At 28.9% G+C, this 15,521-nt stretch carries 13 protein-coding genes and 1 riboswitch; of the genes, 1 reads left to right on the forward strand and 12 read right to left on the reverse strand.

The annotated features are described in order from the left end of the window. Positions 1–32: 32 nt before the first annotated feature. Both ACEXNK_RS14300 and ACEXNK_RS14305 read right to left on the reverse strand, forming a co-directional pair. Complete coding sequence (locus ACEXNK_RS14300; RefSeq protein ID WP_373599530.1) at positions 33–1,331, reverse strand: M18 family aminopeptidase; 1,299 nt, start codon at positions 1,329–1,331, stop codon at positions 33–35. 26 nt (positions 1,332–1,357) lie between these two features. Continuing rightward, complete coding sequence (locus ACEXNK_RS14305; RefSeq protein ID WP_373599529.1) at positions 1,358–3,580, reverse strand: DUF3553 domain-containing protein; 2,223 nt, start codon at positions 3,578–3,580, stop codon at positions 1,358–1,360. Positions 3,581–3,796: 216 nt separating this feature from the next. Between ACEXNK_RS14305 and ACEXNK_RS14310 the strand changes: the two genes are divergently transcribed. Further along, entirely contained in the window at positions 3,797–4,012 is a 216-nt protein-coding gene (locus ACEXNK_RS14310; RefSeq protein ID WP_373599528.1) for a hypothetical protein, read from the forward strand. A gap of 229 nt (positions 4,013–4,241) precedes the next feature. Next, positions 4,242–4,420: riboswitch (cobalamin riboswitch) on the reverse strand. Positions 4,421–4,547: 127 nt separating this feature from the next. Here the strand turns inward: ACEXNK_RS14310 and ACEXNK_RS14315 are convergent. The 10 genes from ACEXNK_RS14315 to ACEXNK_RS14360 all read right to left on the reverse strand — a co-directional run bounded on the left by ACEXNK_RS14315 (position 4,548) and on the right by ACEXNK_RS14360 (position 15,322). Further along, complete coding sequence (locus tag ACEXNK_RS14315; protein ID WP_373599527.1) at positions 4,548–4,949, reverse strand: DUF1667 domain-containing protein; 402 nt, start codon at positions 4,947–4,949, stop codon at positions 4,548–4,550. Positions 4,950–4,951: 2 nt separating this feature from the next. Next, positions 4,952–6,196: an NAD(P)/FAD-dependent oxidoreductase gene (locus ACEXNK_RS14320; protein WP_373599526.1), complete on the reverse strand. Its 1,245-nt coding sequence runs from the start codon at positions 6,194–6,196 to the stop codon at positions 4,952–4,954. Next, positions 6,186–7,646, reverse strand: coding sequence for an NAD(P)/FAD-dependent oxidoreductase (locus ACEXNK_RS14325; RefSeq protein ID WP_373599525.1), 1,461 nt, complete (start codon positions 7,644–7,646; stop codon positions 6,186–6,188). Before ACEXNK_RS14325 ends, ACEXNK_RS14320 begins: the two co-directional genes overlap by 11 nt. 143 nt (positions 7,647–7,789) lie before the next feature. Beyond that, positions 7,790–9,325 (reverse strand): glycerol kinase GlpK, encoded by a 1,536-nt coding sequence (glpK, locus tag ACEXNK_RS14330; RefSeq protein WP_373599524.1) that lies wholly within the window; start codon positions 9,323–9,325, stop codon positions 7,790–7,792. Between the two features lie 42 nt (positions 9,326–9,367). Beyond that, positions 9,368–10,138 (reverse strand): MIP/aquaporin family protein, encoded by a 771-nt coding sequence (locus ACEXNK_RS14335; RefSeq protein ID WP_373599523.1) that lies wholly within the window; start codon positions 10,136–10,138, stop codon positions 9,368–9,370. 211 nt (positions 10,139–10,349) lie between these two features. After that, a complete protein-coding gene (locus ACEXNK_RS14340; RefSeq protein WP_373599522.1) occupies positions 10,350–10,901 on the reverse strand; it encodes a glycerol-3-phosphate responsive antiterminator in 552 nt (183 codons plus the stop codon). Positions 10,902–11,210: 309 nt separating this feature from the next. Beyond that, positions 11,211–11,756 (reverse strand): NADH peroxidase, encoded by a 546-nt coding sequence (locus ACEXNK_RS14345; RefSeq protein WP_373599521.1) that lies wholly within the window; start codon positions 11,754–11,756, stop codon positions 11,211–11,213. Positions 11,757–11,903: 147 nt separating this feature from the next. Further along, positions 11,904–12,449 (reverse strand): NADH peroxidase, encoded by a 546-nt coding sequence (locus ACEXNK_RS14350; RefSeq protein WP_373599520.1) that lies wholly within the window; start codon positions 12,447–12,449, stop codon positions 11,904–11,906. 437 nt (positions 12,450–12,886) lie between these two features. Beyond that, complete coding sequence (locus tag ACEXNK_RS14355; protein WP_373599519.1) at positions 12,887–14,374, reverse strand: nitric oxide reductase activation-like protein; 1,488 nt, start codon at positions 14,372–14,374, stop codon at positions 12,887–12,889. Between the two features lie 15 nt (positions 14,375–14,389). Continuing rightward, complete coding sequence (locus ACEXNK_RS14360; protein ID WP_373599518.1) at positions 14,390–15,322, reverse strand: AAA family ATPase; 933 nt, start codon at positions 15,320–15,322, stop codon at positions 14,390–14,392. Positions 15,323–15,521 lie beyond the last annotated feature (199 nt).

Below are 15,521 nucleotides of genomic sequence, written 5' to 3' on the forward strand. Positions count from 1 at the left end.
ACATCCCCCTGATATTTTATAAATTGTTTATTTTATAGTTCATAAAATTTCTTGAATGTCTTGTATATATCCATATGATCTTCAACACATCCTAGTTCTCTTATAGAATGCATTGCAAGTATAGGACTTCCAACATCAACTGAAGGTATGTCTATATGTGTTGATGATATAGGACCTATCGTACTTCCACCTCTTACATCTGATCTATTAACAAACTCTTGGTAGTTAACTCCAGCTTCTTTACATATAGATTTATATACAGCTATAGATTGACTATCACTTGTGTATGCTTGATTTGCATTTATTTTTATAACAGGACCTTTCCCCATAACAGGTCTACTTGTTGGATCATGCTTCTCTGTACAGTTAGGATGAACTGCATGTGCAAGATCCGCAGATATTATAAATGAAGAATATAAACTTCTAAAGAAATCTTCTCTATTTTGACCTAGTGCAATAGATATTCTTTCTAATACATTTATTAACATATTAGAATCAGCACCTTGTTTAGTTGAACTTCCTACTTCTTCATTATCAAATACAGCTACAACATTAACTCCATTTAATGCTTTTGCATCTATAAGAGCATGTAAACTTGCATGTGCCATAGATAAATTATCTAATCTTCCACAAGATATCATTTCTTCATTAGGTCCTATTAACATTCCCTTTTCATATTCATATAAGAATAAGTCAAAATCTATTATTTCATCTATTTTTCTTCCTAATTCATTAGCTACTGTCTTTAATAAGAAATTATCTTTTTCTAAAGTATCATTTAATAGCCCTACTAATGGTAACATATCTTTTTGCTTGTTTAATGCTACTCCCTCATTAACATTTCTATTCATATGTATAGCTAAATTAGGTATTATACATATTGGTTTATTAATGTTAACTAATGTTTCTATAGGTCTTAATGCATTTTCTCCCTTTAAAACAACTCTACCTGCTATAGCTAAAGGTCTATCTAGCCAAGTATTTAATATTGGTCCTCCATAGCACTCTGTGTTCAATTTTAAATAAGTTTTTTCAACTTCCATTTCTGGATTTGGTTTAACTCTAAATGATGGAGAATCTGAATGTGACCCTATTATTCTAAATCCATCTTCTTTTAAGTTGTCAGTATCTACACTAAAAGCTATTATTGCTGATGAGTTTTTAGTCGTATAATACTTTCCTCCTTTTTCTATATTCCAATTATCTCTAGCATCAAGTTTTTTAAATCCATTTAACTTTAATAGTTCTTCGCTTGTTTCAACTGAGTGAAAAGCTGTAGGACTATTGTCTATAAACCCTATTAGATTTCTTGCAAATTCTTTTGAATTCATTTTAAATCCCCCTTAAATATTTAATTTTATAATAAATCTAATGTTGTATATTCTTTATTTATTTTCTTTATCCCTTGGTTATTAAAAGCTATTGTTAAGTCTGATCCTACAGCAGCAACTACAGTTCCAACTCCAAACTTAGGATGATGTACTTTAGATCCAAGTTTTATATCATCAACATTAGATTCAGGTTTACTTTCTTTTATAGTAGCATTAACTTTATTTGCTACACTAGCTTTATTCATAGATTTCATATATTTTTGTTTGTATTTATCTAAAATATTATAGTTAGCTTTAGAATAACTTAATTCATGTTCTTCTTTATTAAGCTTTTCTATACATTCTTCTGGGAGCTCTTCCATAAATCTTGATTGTATAGATGGATTAGTTTTTCCATAAAGAGTTCTCTTTTTAGTAAGAGTCATAAATAGTTCTTTCTTAGCTCTTGTTATACCAACATAACAAAGTCTTCTTTCCTCTTCTATATCTGATTCATTCATAGACCTTACTGCTCTTGATATCGGGAATAATCCCTCTTCCATACCTACTAAATATACAACCGGAAACTCAAGTCCTTTTGATGTATGTATAGTCATAAGAGATACTCTATCATTTTCTTCATCTTCACTTGCTGTAGATGTAAGAGCTACATTAGTTAAAAATGTCTCTAAATCTTTCTCTTCACTACTATTTTCAAATTCTATAGCTATAGATATAAATTCTTTTAAGTTATCTATTCTATCTTGAGCTTCCTCACTTTTATCGTTTTCAAGTTCATCTAAATATCCAGTTACATCAAGAACTTTTTCTATAAGTTTACTTACAGAGTAAGCATCTTTTATTACTCTAAGTGTTCCAACTAAATCTACAAATCCATTTATATTAGACCTAGCTTTTGTAGATATGTCTGAGTTTGTATCTACATCTAAAAGCACTGAGAATATACTTTCTTGTCTTAAACTAGCTCTATCCTCTATCTTTTCTATTGTTCTAAGTCCAATACCTCTTTTAGGAACATTTATTATTCTTTTTAAAGATATATCATCTTGTACATTTTGAAGTACTCTTAAATATGCAACTAAATCTTTTATTTCTTTTCTTTCATAGAACTTTGTACCACCATATATATTGTATGGTATCTGACTTCTATTTAAAGCATCCTCTATAGCACGTGCTTGTGCATTAGCTCTATATAATACTGCAAAGTCTTTAAATGGCTTATTTTCTTTTCTATGAATTCTCCATATATTATCTGCTACAAAGTCAGCTTCTTCCATTTCATCTGCTGTAACCTGTATTTTTATCTTTTCGCCTTCTTTTTGTTCACTCCAAAGTTTCTTTCTTTTTCTTTCTATATTGTTAGATATAACAGTATTTGCAGCATCTAGTATAACTTGTGTTGATCTATAATTTTGCTCTAGTTTTACAACATGAACATCATCATAATCTCTTTCAAACTCAAGTATATTTCTTATATCAGCACCTCTCCACCCATATATACTTTGGTCATCATCTCCAACAACACATATATTTTGGTGTTCTTTTGCTAAAAGCTTTATAAACTCATACTGAGCTTTACTTGTATCTTGGTACTCATCTACCATTATATATCTAAACTTACTTCTATAATAAGCTAGTACACTTTCTTCTGATTTTAATAACTCAACAGTTTTTATTATTAAATCATCAAAGTCTAGTGCACTATTTCTTTTTAATCGATCTTGATATAGTGTGTATACATCTGCAATTTTACTCATTCTTGCATCACTTCTGTGCATATCTTTGTATTCTTTAGGTGTTAATAACTTATCCTTAGCACCTGATATATAACTTATAACTACCTTAGGTTCAAAAGCCTTATCACTTAAATTAAGTTCTTTTAGGCAATCTTTAACTAATGTAACTTGGTCCGAACTATCATATATAACAAAAGATCTATTATATCCAATTCTATTTATATCTTTTCTAAGCATTCTAACGCAGCATGAGTGGAATGTAGTTATCCACATATCTTTTACATCCGAGTCTATAGTTTCTTCTACTCTTTCCTTCATTTCATTTGCTGCTTTATTAGTAAATGTTATTGCTAAAATATTACTAGGATGAACACCTTTATTTTGCATAAGGTGAGCTATTCTAGTTGTTAAAACTCTAGTTTTTCCTGATCCAGCTCCTGCTAATATAAGTACTGGACCTTCTGTTTTTAGTACCGCTTCTTTTTGGGCGGGGTTTAGTGAATCTATATCCATTATTACCTCCTATTTATCGATGTTATATGTATATTTTAATCTATTATTTATATTAATTCAAATTTATTAACCTACATATTAATGATATCCATATTTCAAATCATTTAAAATTTTATTATCTATAATATATAAATTTTTTTTGATTATTTTCATTTCATATTTTATTCATATCTTTAAAGTAAAGTTAAGATATAAATTATATGGAGGTAATTTGATATGAATAAAAATTTTTTAAAAGGTATTTTATCGATATCACTATGTTGTATAATTCCTATATTATTAATTGTTTCACTTCCTATTATAGGTTTTTCTAGTCCTAATGTAGCTTTAACTCTATCTTTTATTGCACCTTTTATTTGTCCTATAATTATGGTTGTTGCATTTCTCTTTTTTAAAAAAGCTTGCTGTGATAAAAATACTAATTCTAATTAAGATAAAAAGCCTTAGATTATATCTAAGGCTTAAAACTAGACTAAGGTATTACTTTTATATTTATATTAATCTAATAAGATTAGGGGCTAATTTATTTGTATTAGGTTTATATCAAAAAAAATCCTAATACTGGGATTAGGATTTTAAATATCTTATTAAAGCATATAAATAAACTTAGTTTATCTAAAATATATGCTGTATAAAATTATATTCTCCCCTCCCGAAGAAATTAATTTATCTATTATAGGCAGGTCTCCTGGCTTAGCTTCGCTTTACTCCTTTTCCTTCCCGTATAAAAATACAGTGGTATTTTAAAAGTTTCATCAGCATAACAGTAGCGGGGGCTGCAGAGGATTCACACCTCTTTCCCTATTAATTTTTATAAAAACCTAAAATAGTTATATTTAATTTTTCATATATTACTATTTTCTATAAAAAAGTATATAATCCTTTATTTTTTATAAATTTTAATAAATATTTATAATTATATATATTTATTCTAGTTATAAATTATTACTAAAATCCAAATTTAATTTTATATACAATGTTTTAGTTCATGCTTATAACAATCTCCATTTAAATGTATGCTATCAATACTTTTTGAACTAACAATATTAACGCCTGTACCTAAAATATCTTTTACTATAATATCCCCTACACTAATTGGAGCCTCTACACAAACTTTATCTAAAACTTTCATAATATCAAACATAAGCTCTTTAGGAATAGATTCATTAGTTTTAACAGGAAGTAAATTTAAGTAAGATCCGCTTAATTTAACAGTAGTTGTTATAACTCTTCTAGGATTAGTAACTTCCTCAACGCCATACTTAGCTCCTCTTTTACATGTATTTCCCTCTACTTTATATTCTCCATCAACTTTGCTGACAACTAAAGAACATCCCATAGGACAAACAGTACAAGTTACATTTCTCATAATTATGCCTCCTCAACACTTACACTTATATTTTCTTTTATATTTTTAAATAGATCTTTACTAATCTTTATATTTTCCATTTCTGAAGGTATCATATGAAGTCTTTTTTTCTCTAAAATAACTTCTTCTCCACTTCTAACTACTAATTTTTTATTTTTATATATTTCTCTTACTCTCATGAATAAGTTAACATCTTCATCACTATTTACATCTATATTTTGAGGAACTACATATATAATTCCATCTCCTGCAACAGTCTTAGCTTCTTGCCCTTTATTTAACTTATCTAAAACATATAGTGCTGCATTTTTACCTGCTATCTTACTTTCTTTAGTAACAAAATCTACTAAGTCATGTACATGAACAACATTACCACAAGCAAATACTCCGTCTATATTAGTAGCCATAGAATTATTTACTATAGGTCCACTAGTTTTTCTATCTAGTTCTACTCCAACTTCAGCACTTAATTCATTTTCTGGTATAAGCCCTACTGATAATAAAACTGTGTCACAGCTTATATATTCTTCTTCACCTTTTATTGGGTTTCTATTTTCATCTAACCTGCAAATAGTAACTCCCTTAACTCTTTCTTTTCCATCTATATGAGTTATTCCAGTACTTAACATTAAAGGTATACCAAAGTCATCTAAGCATTGCACTATATTTCTAGTTAATCCACTTGAATGTGGGTTTATTTCAACTACAGCTTTTACTTTTGCTCCTTCTAATGTCATACGTCTTGCCATTATAAGTCCTATATCTCCAGAACCATATATAACTATTTCTTTACCTACCATATATCCTTCCATATTAGCAAGTCTTTGTGCAGCTCCTGCATTATATACTCCTGCTGGTCTATATCCTGGTATATCTATAGCTCCTCTAGTTCTTTCTCTACATCCCATAGCTAAAACTATAGCATCTGCTTTTATATTTATAATTCCTTCTTCACCTAAAGCTTCTATAGTTTTATCTTCACTTATATTTAAAACCATAGTATCTAGCATGTATTCTATATTTTCTTCTTTTACCATCTCTATAAATTTATGAGCATATTCAGGTCCAGTTAATTCTTCTTTAAATTCGTGTAGTCCGAATCCATTGTGTATACATTGATTAAGTATACCGCCTAGTTCTCTGTCTCTTTCTATTATAAGCACATCTTTTGCACCATTTCTCTTAGCTTCAACTGCCGCTCCTAACCCTGCAGGGCCTCCTCCGATAACTACAACATTATATTTCAACTAACTCACCTCTTAATTCTTTTGATTTTCCTACTACTGTTTTAGAGTTTTTATGGTCTTTTAGTACATCTTCAACATCTATATTAAGTTCTCTTGCTATTATTTCTATTACTTTAGGTCCACAGAACCCACCTTGACATCTTCCCATTCCAGGTCTTACTCTTCTTTTTACTCCATCAACTGTTCTAGCTCCACATAGTGAATTTATCGCGTCTACAATTTCTCCTTCTGTTACACTTTCACATCTACAAACTATTTTTTTATATCTTGGGTCTTTTTTTATTATTTCTTCTTTTTCTTTTGCTGTCATTTTCATAAATGGCTTATTTTTCTTTCTTTTTGCCTTAAAGTTAATTTTTTGATTTAATTCTAATCCTTCTTTTTCAAGAATTTCTACAACGTATTTTGCAACTGCTGGTGCTGATGCTAAACCTGGTGACTCTATTCCTCCAACATTTATAAAGTTTTTACATTTATCTGAAGCAAATATCATGAAATCACCTGTATTTGGTGTCGCTCTAAGACCTGCAAAACTTGTTATAGTTTTTCTAAAATCAATATTCTCTATAGTCTTTCTTGAGTTTTCTGTAATTTCTTTTATGCCTTCTCTTGATGTTGATATATCTTCTTTATCTTCAACTGGTGTAGCATTAGGTCCTACTAATAAGTTTCCATGTACTGTTTGAGTAACTAATACACCTTTTCCTTTTTCACTTGGACATTGGAATAGAACGTGATTTGCTATTTTCCCTTCGCTTTTATCTAATATCTTATATTCACCTTTTCTAGGTATTATAAAGTATTCATCTCCACCTATCATGTTGTTTATTTTATCTGCATAAACTCCAGCTGCATTTATAACATATTTAGCTTTTATATCTTTTTTATTTGCAATCTTTATATTAAAGTGTTCATCTTCTTTTGTTATATCTATAACTTCTGACTCAACTTCTAAGTCTACTCCATTTTCCATAGCATTTTCCATAAGTGCTATATTTAAGTTAAATGGACAAACAATACCTGCACTTTCGCAAAGTAATGCTCCAACTACATTTTTATTTACATTTGGTTCTATTTCAATTACTTGCTCTTTACTTAATATTTTTAAGCCAGTAGCTTTATTTTCTAATCCTCTATCGTATAAACCTTTTACATGATTCATCTCTTCTTCGTTAAATGCTAAAACTAAAGATCCTATTTGTTTAAACTCTACATTTAAATCATCACATAAATCTTTGTATAATCTATTTCCTTCTACATTTAATTTAGCTTTTAAGCTTCCAACTTTAGCATCGTATCCACCATGTACTATAGCACTATTTGATTTAGTAGTTCCTTGACATACCTCAGTTCCCTTTTCTATTACTACAGTTTTCAAATTATATTTTGATAACTCTCTTGCTATAGAGCTACCACTTATACCTGCACCTATTATTGCTATATCATACATAATTCTGCCTCCTTGAAAAAAAATAGAGAGCCCCCCTATACATTGTATAGAAAGGCTCTCTTATCTCTTCGCCATAATATTCTCTTTAAAAATCGTTTTCCTTATTTATATTTCCATTTTATCATACTATTTTTTATTTGTCACTAATTTTTTATGCTTGCTAATTCTTTTTCAAATTCTTCATCTTCTTTAGCCCATAAAAGAGATCTATTTACTGCTTTTTTCCATCCCTTATATAATACAGTTCTTTTTTCTCCACTCATGTTAGGAGTAAATTCTTTTTCTACTGTTACAGATTTTTTTATATCTTCCTTATTTTCATAGAATCCTACAGCAAGACCTGCCAAATATGCTGCCCCTAATGCAGTAGTTTCTAAAACTCTTGGTCTATTTATATTTACATCTAATATATCTGATTGGAATTGCATTAAGAAGTTGTTTGCACTAGCTCCTCCATCTACTTTAAGGTTTTTAAGGCTAAGTCCTGAATCTTCTTGCATAGCATTTAATACATCTTTAACTTGATACGCTATAGATTCAAGTGTAGCACGAACTAAATGAGCTCTATTTGCTCCACGAGTAAGTCCCATTACACATCCTCTAGCGTACATGTCCCAGTAAGGAGCTCCTAATCCTGCAAATGCTGGTACTACATATACCCCATTAGTATCTTTTACACTTTGAGCATAAAATTCACTTTGTTTTGCATCGTATAAGATTCTTAATTCATCTCTTAACCATTGTATAGATGCTCCACCTATAAATATACTTCCCTCAAGTGCATATTCAACTTTTCCATCTACACCCCAAGCTATAGTTGTTAGTAATCCATTTTTAGATTCAACTATATTTTCACCTGTATTCATAAGCATGAAACATCCTGTTCCGTAAGTATTTTTAGCACAACCTTCTTCAAAACAAGTTTGTCCAAATAATGCTGCTTGTTGGTCTCCTGCACATCCTGCTATAGGAATTCTAGCCCCTGCTAACATATACTCATCAGTATGTCCATATATATGACTAGATGGTTTTACTTCTGGTAACATACTCTTTGGTATACCTAGTAATTCTAATATTTCATCATCCCATTTTAACTCTTTTATATTATATAGCATAGTTCTAGCTGCATTTGAGTAGTCAGTTGCATGTACTTTACCTCTTGTTAAGTTCCATATTAACCATGTATCAACTGTTCCAAATAATAATTCTCCATTTTCAGCTTTTTCTCTAGCACCTTCAACATTATCAAGTATCCATTTTATCTTTGTACCTGAGAAGTATGCATCTAAAATTAATCCTGTTTTTTCTTTTATCTTATCTTTATATCCTTTCGCTTCTAGCTCATCACATATTTCAGATGTTCTTCTACATTGCCAAACAATAGCATTGTATACTGGTTTACCTGTATTTTTATCCCAAACAATAGTTGTTTCTCTTTGATTTGTTATTCCGATCCCACAAACTTGCTCTGGCTTTATTCCGTTAGTTTCTAAAACTTCTCTCATTACTCCACTTTGACTTCCCCATATTTCCATAGGGTTATGCTCTACCCATCCTGGCTTTGGATAAAATTGAGTAAATTCTTTTTGTGATGATGCTACTAAATTTCCTTCTTTATCAAATAATATCGCTCTTGAACTTGTAGTTCCTTGGTCTAATGCCATCATATATTTTTTCATAATATAGCCTCCAATAGTTATTTATTTAAAACTAGTTAGTATTTATTTCATATATTTTTTAATTCCTTTATCAAATACAAAACCTGCAAGAATAGCTCCTATTATAGGTCCTACTATAGGTACCCAGAAATACATATTAGGTCCTAATGCTCCACTTCCCCAACCAGCTAAAACAGCAAACATCTTTGGTCCAAAATCTCTTGCTGGATTCATTGCAAATCCTGTTAATATTCCAAAACTCGATCCTATTATTGCTATTGTTATACCTATAAAAACTGGTGCTAAATTTGACATAGGCTTGTTAGAATTTTTTTCTTCACCTACTGCTAATATTACAATTACTAGTAACATAGTTATTAACGTTTCTACTAATAATGCATCAAATGAATTTAGTGCTGAATTTGGATAAGTAGAAAATATAGATGCTGTAGAGATACCATTTGCACTTGCTCTTACTATACCATTTGCACTTTCAAAAGATATAAATAATTTATTAAATAATAGGTAAACTGTTGCAGCACCTGCAAAACATCCTAATACTTGAGATATTATATACGGTATTACTTTATTTTTTGGAAAATCCCTGTGTATCATCATTGCTATTGTTACGGCTGGGTTTATATGAGTTCCTGAAACGGCACCTGTTACATATATAGCTATTGTTACAGCTAATCCCCATATTATACCAATTTCCCACTGAGAAATACTAGCTCCACTTAGTACCATAGATGCTACTGCTCCACATCCTATAAATATTAATATCCATGCTCCAATAAATTCAGAAATACATTCTCCTAACAGAGTCTTCTTCAAATTAAATACCTCCTTTGATATTTTATATGATTAGTCAAATATAGCAAAAAAACAGAGAGCTCCTATAATATTTATAGGGCTCTCTTTTCTCTAGCCAATATTTAATTTAATTAAATGCTATCACGAAAACATTTTCCCGTCAATAAAATACTTTGTTAGATATTTAATAAACTAAATAGTTACAAGTGTTGAAATTACTAATTAATTCCATTTACCACATATCTATATCTGTAGTAGAAATTGCCATAGCTCCTGCTGATAATCCACCTATTATTTCTTCTTTTCTATCAATAAGTCCACCACATATTATAGGTACATTTGGATAAGTTTTATTCATTTTTTTTATTACTTTTTGTATTACACCAGGCATGATTTCTATTGCATCAGGTTTTACTCTTCTTAAACTTTCAATAGCATTCTCAAGTGACATAGAATCTATAAAGAAAAATCTCTGAACAACCTTCAAATCTAATTCTATAGCTCTTTTTACTATATTAGTTTTCGTAGTTATTATTCCGTCTAAATTAAATTCATTTTTCATATAATCTACAGCTATTGGACTTGAAGAAAGTCCTGTTATCATGTCAATATGAACAAATACTTTCTTATTATGTTGATGTAGAAAACTTATTTTTTCTTTTAAGTTAATGATATCTTCATTTAATAAAAATATAATATCTCCATCTGAATTCGCCGCATCATTTAAATGTTCATCACTTTTTATCGCACAAATTATAGGATTTAATTCTAATAAGTCTTTCATATATGCCTCCTCGCTTTTGTTTGCATTTTATTTTAACTTATTTATAATCCAGATAAGATTTTTCATATTATAAAACCTTTTCTTTTTTATTAAATTTATTATATCATTTTTTTAAAACTATATTATAATAAGTTTAATATATATCAAAAAACTTAGTTTTAAATTAATATTAACAAATTAAATTTTGTTATTTTTTTATCATATCTATATATATTTAAGCAAATATTTTTTAATTTATTTATTCTAAATAAAAAAGACCTAACATCAGTAGACTTTTACTACTAATATTAGGTCTTTTTATATTAATTATTATTTTCCAAAGTGTCTGTTTAATAATCCTAAGAATGCTTTACCATGTCTTGCTTCATCTTTACACATTTCATGAACTGTATCATGTATAGCATCTAGTCCTAATTCTTTAGCTTTCTTAGCTAATTTTAATTTTCCATCAGTTGCTCCATACTCTGCTTCTACTCTAGCTTTTAAGTTAGCTTGTGTATCTGCTACTACTACTTCTCCTAATAACTCTGCAAACTTAGCTGCATGCTCTGCTTCTTCAAATGCTATTCTCTTGTATGCTTCTGCTACTTCTGGGAATCCTTCTCTATCTGCTTGACGGCTCATTGCTAAGTACATTCCTACTTCTGTACATTCTCCTACGAAGTTAGCTCTTAATCCTTCTACTACTTCTGGATCTACCCCTTGAGCTACTCCTATTCTATGCTCATCAGCCCAAACCATTTCACCTTTCATTTCTTCGAACTTGTCAGCTCCTACCTTACATACTGGACAAATTTCTGGTGCTGTTTCTCCTTCATGTATATATCCACATACTGTACAAACAAATTTTTTCATATTAAAATCCTCCTAAATTTATATATTATATCTTATTAATTTCAACCTTAATTTTTTAAATATTATTAATCTCTAACTTTCTAGTAATATATATATCCCATGTACATATATATTAAACATTTTAATTTATTTATTAAAATCTAATTATTATTTTTCAAAATGTCTATTTAATAATCCTAAGAACGCTTTACCATGTCTTGCTTCATCTTTACACATTTCATGAACTGTATCATGTATAGCATCTAGTCCTAATTCTTTAGCTTTCTTAGCTAATTTTAATTTTCCATCAGTTGCTCCATACTCTGCTTCTACTCTAGCTTTTAAGTTAGCTTGTGTATCTGCTACTACTACTTCTCCTAATAACTCTGCAAACTTAGCTGCATGCTCTGCTTCTTCAAATGCTATTCTCTTGTATGCTTCTGCTACTTCTGGGAATCCTTCTCTATCCGCTTGACGGCTCATCGCTAAGTACATTCCTACTTCTGTACATTCTCCTACAAAGTTAGCTCTTAATCCTTCTACTACTTCTGGATCTATTCCTTGAGCTACTCCTATTCTGTGCTCATCAGCCCAAACCATTTCACCTTTCATTTCTTCGAACTTGTCAGCTCCTACCTTACATACTGGACAAATTTCTGGTGCTGTTTCTCCTTCATGTATATATCCACATACTGTACAAACAAATTTTTTCATATTAAAATCCTCCCTTTGAACTTCTCTATATTAATTTTAATTTAATTCTTATTTATTATCAACTTGTTATAGTATATATATACCCGATGCATTTTTAATTAAACATAAATTTTTAATTTTTTTAAATTTTAGTTAATACCAAATTTTAAATTAATTTCTGATTATCTTTTTTAGATAAATAGAAACTATATCCGAAAATCTATCTATGTTCTTAATATATACAAAATCTTTACCATATATATATCTTTGTGATTGCAAATCACTTTCACTGCCTGTGAAAACACCTAAAACTAATATACCTTGTTGTCTAGCTCTTCTTATTTCACTAGCAGTGTCTTTTATCCCTACAGTTCCCTTGTATACCTTTTGTGTGTTTATGATGCGCTCTCTATCTTTACCTATTTTTACATCATTAGGTTTTCCATCACTTAAAACTATTAGTATTTTATTTTCTTCTCTTCTCTTCTCTCTAATAATTTATCACAAACAGATTTAATTGCTAGTCCATCTCTATTATTTCCTGCACAAAAATATTCAAATATATTTTCAGTTTCTGATAGTTTATCCTCATAGTCCTTAAACTTTTTTATTATTGTGTAATCCATAAAACTCGAAAAACCCATAACCCTATTTGGTATACCCATCATAGTAAGTGCACAAGCAATTGTATATGCTTGTATAGCAACACTAGCTTGATTTCTAATTTGAGATCCACTTGAGTCTAGTAATATATCAATTACAAATTTTCCTTTTTCATTTTTAATATCTTTATAAAAAATTTTTTTATTATTACTTTTTATCACTCTCCATACTCTATTTGCACAAACTGTTCCATAATCTGGGTATACTCTACTGCTTTCATTTTCTTCTATAAGTACTCTAGATAAACTTTCTTTCAATTTTAATATATTTCTTTTATGTATCTTTACATTATCACTAAACTTTTTTATATTATTTTCTTTTTGCCTAATTACATATTTAACTTTAGCAGTATTTTCACACTTACTTCTTAATACTCCATCTGTAAAATGAACCCTACATCCTTCATGTATCTTTCTACAATTTCTACTTTCTATTTTCTTTACTTCGCTTTTACTTAAATAAGATTTTCCATAGTAGTATTCCATTTTTCTATATATCTTATCTAAACTTTCTTTATCTATATATATGATTCTATCATTAGAGTTAATATTTATATTTTCATTTGCTTCAATACTACCTTCAATTAGCATCTTTGGTGATAATTTATTAATTTCATTTTTTATCATCTCTGATTTATCTTTTTCGTAGAGTTCTTCATACATAAAATCTGAAAATGTACTAATACTTGATTTTATATTTTTTTCTATGTAATTTTCTTTTTCATTCTTGTTTCTATCAACTTCAACTCTAAAAAATTGTAAATAAATTTTATCAATATCATTTAAAATTTCTATAATAGGTTGATTTAAATCAATAGATTTAATACTATTTACAACCTTTAAGCTAACCCCATCTATTACTGGATGTTTTCCCATACCTTCTAACATAAAAACATATTTTATTTTCTGTATTAAATCATCTTTATATATTAACTTTAATTTATCTAAAATATCTTTATATGCTTCTTTCCTTATATCTTTTATACCCGGTCTATCATTTATTAATTTTTCTTCTACAATTTTATTTAAAATAACTTGAACTAATCCTATTATTATTTTTGAATCATATCCTTTACTTATCCTATTACTCAAGTATTTTTCAACTTCATCCCATTTTACATATTTATATCTAGCACCTGACATAATCGCAATATACAGTTCTATATTTTTTGATCCATAGTATTCTTCAGATATAAATATATCTTTATTATAATTTCCTGAAATAGTCCAAGCTAAGTTTTTAACTCTATTCTCAAATTCATAATCATTATATATCCATTCCATAGTTTCACCAGCTATTTATATATTATTTATATTTGGAAATATATCTTTACTTGTCCATTCTTTTGGTATTCTTGTTTTTATAATATCTCCTACTATTTCCTTTTCATATGAATCAAAAGTTTTACCAGTTATGCCCATGTCAATAGCTAATAATGGTCTCAATCCTCTTTTTATTGTTTTTAGAGAAGCGATAATACCTCTTAAATCAATAGGTTTACTTGATATCTCTCCATTTTGAGATTTTAATTGTAAATCTAAAAATATTCCTGCAAATTGACTTAACTTATCAATATCAGCATCTTTAAACTCATTATTTAAAATCAGCATTAATTTTTCTTCTTCTATTTCAGGTATATCTATAACCATAAACCTTGATACTAACGCTTCATTTAATTCTTTTGTACCTGCATATTCATAATTCATAGTTCCTATAAATCTAGTTGCAGGATGTAAATTTATGCATTGATAACCTGGAACATCAATTATTCTTCTATAATCTAGTGCTGAATGCAGAACTGCAATAGCATCATTCTTAGCCATGTTTATTTCATCAAATATTCCAAATCCTCCATGAATCGCACATTCATATACAGAACCTCTTCTTAACTTAACCTCATTGTCTATAAATGTATCAGTTCCTATTAAAGTTGAGCTATCCGTATTTACATGAAATGAAGTATTCCATTTAGGTCGCCCAAATAATTCAGATAAATTATCAGCTAATAAATTTTTTCCTGTTGCTTTTGGACCTGATAACAGTATGTTTTCTCCTTCAAGTATTGCACATATACACATCTCCCATATTTTTTTGCCATAAAAATAATTTTTCGATTGTGAAATTCTATAACTTAATGAACTATCTAATTTATGATACTTTTTAAAATACAGTGCATCTTCTAGCAATTTGGTATTTATGTCTTGTTGTTTTAAAGCCTCTAATATTCCCATATTTATCACGCCTTTACAATATATAATATACACTTTCATTCTAGCACAAAATAATTTTAAAAACATAAAAAGCCTAGAATATACAATTCTAGGCTAAAATAAAAACTTGATTTTCTAAATATAAAAAAGATTACGCGGCTACGTCCTACTCTCCCAGGCAGCTTCCCACCAAGTACCATCGGCGCTAAAGAGCTTAACT

The sequence above is a fragment of the Paraclostridium bifermentans genome, assembly GCF_964259345.1.
Classification (GTDB): domain Bacteria; phylum Bacillota; class Clostridia; order Peptostreptococcales; family Peptostreptococcaceae; genus Paraclostridium; species Paraclostridium bifermentans_B.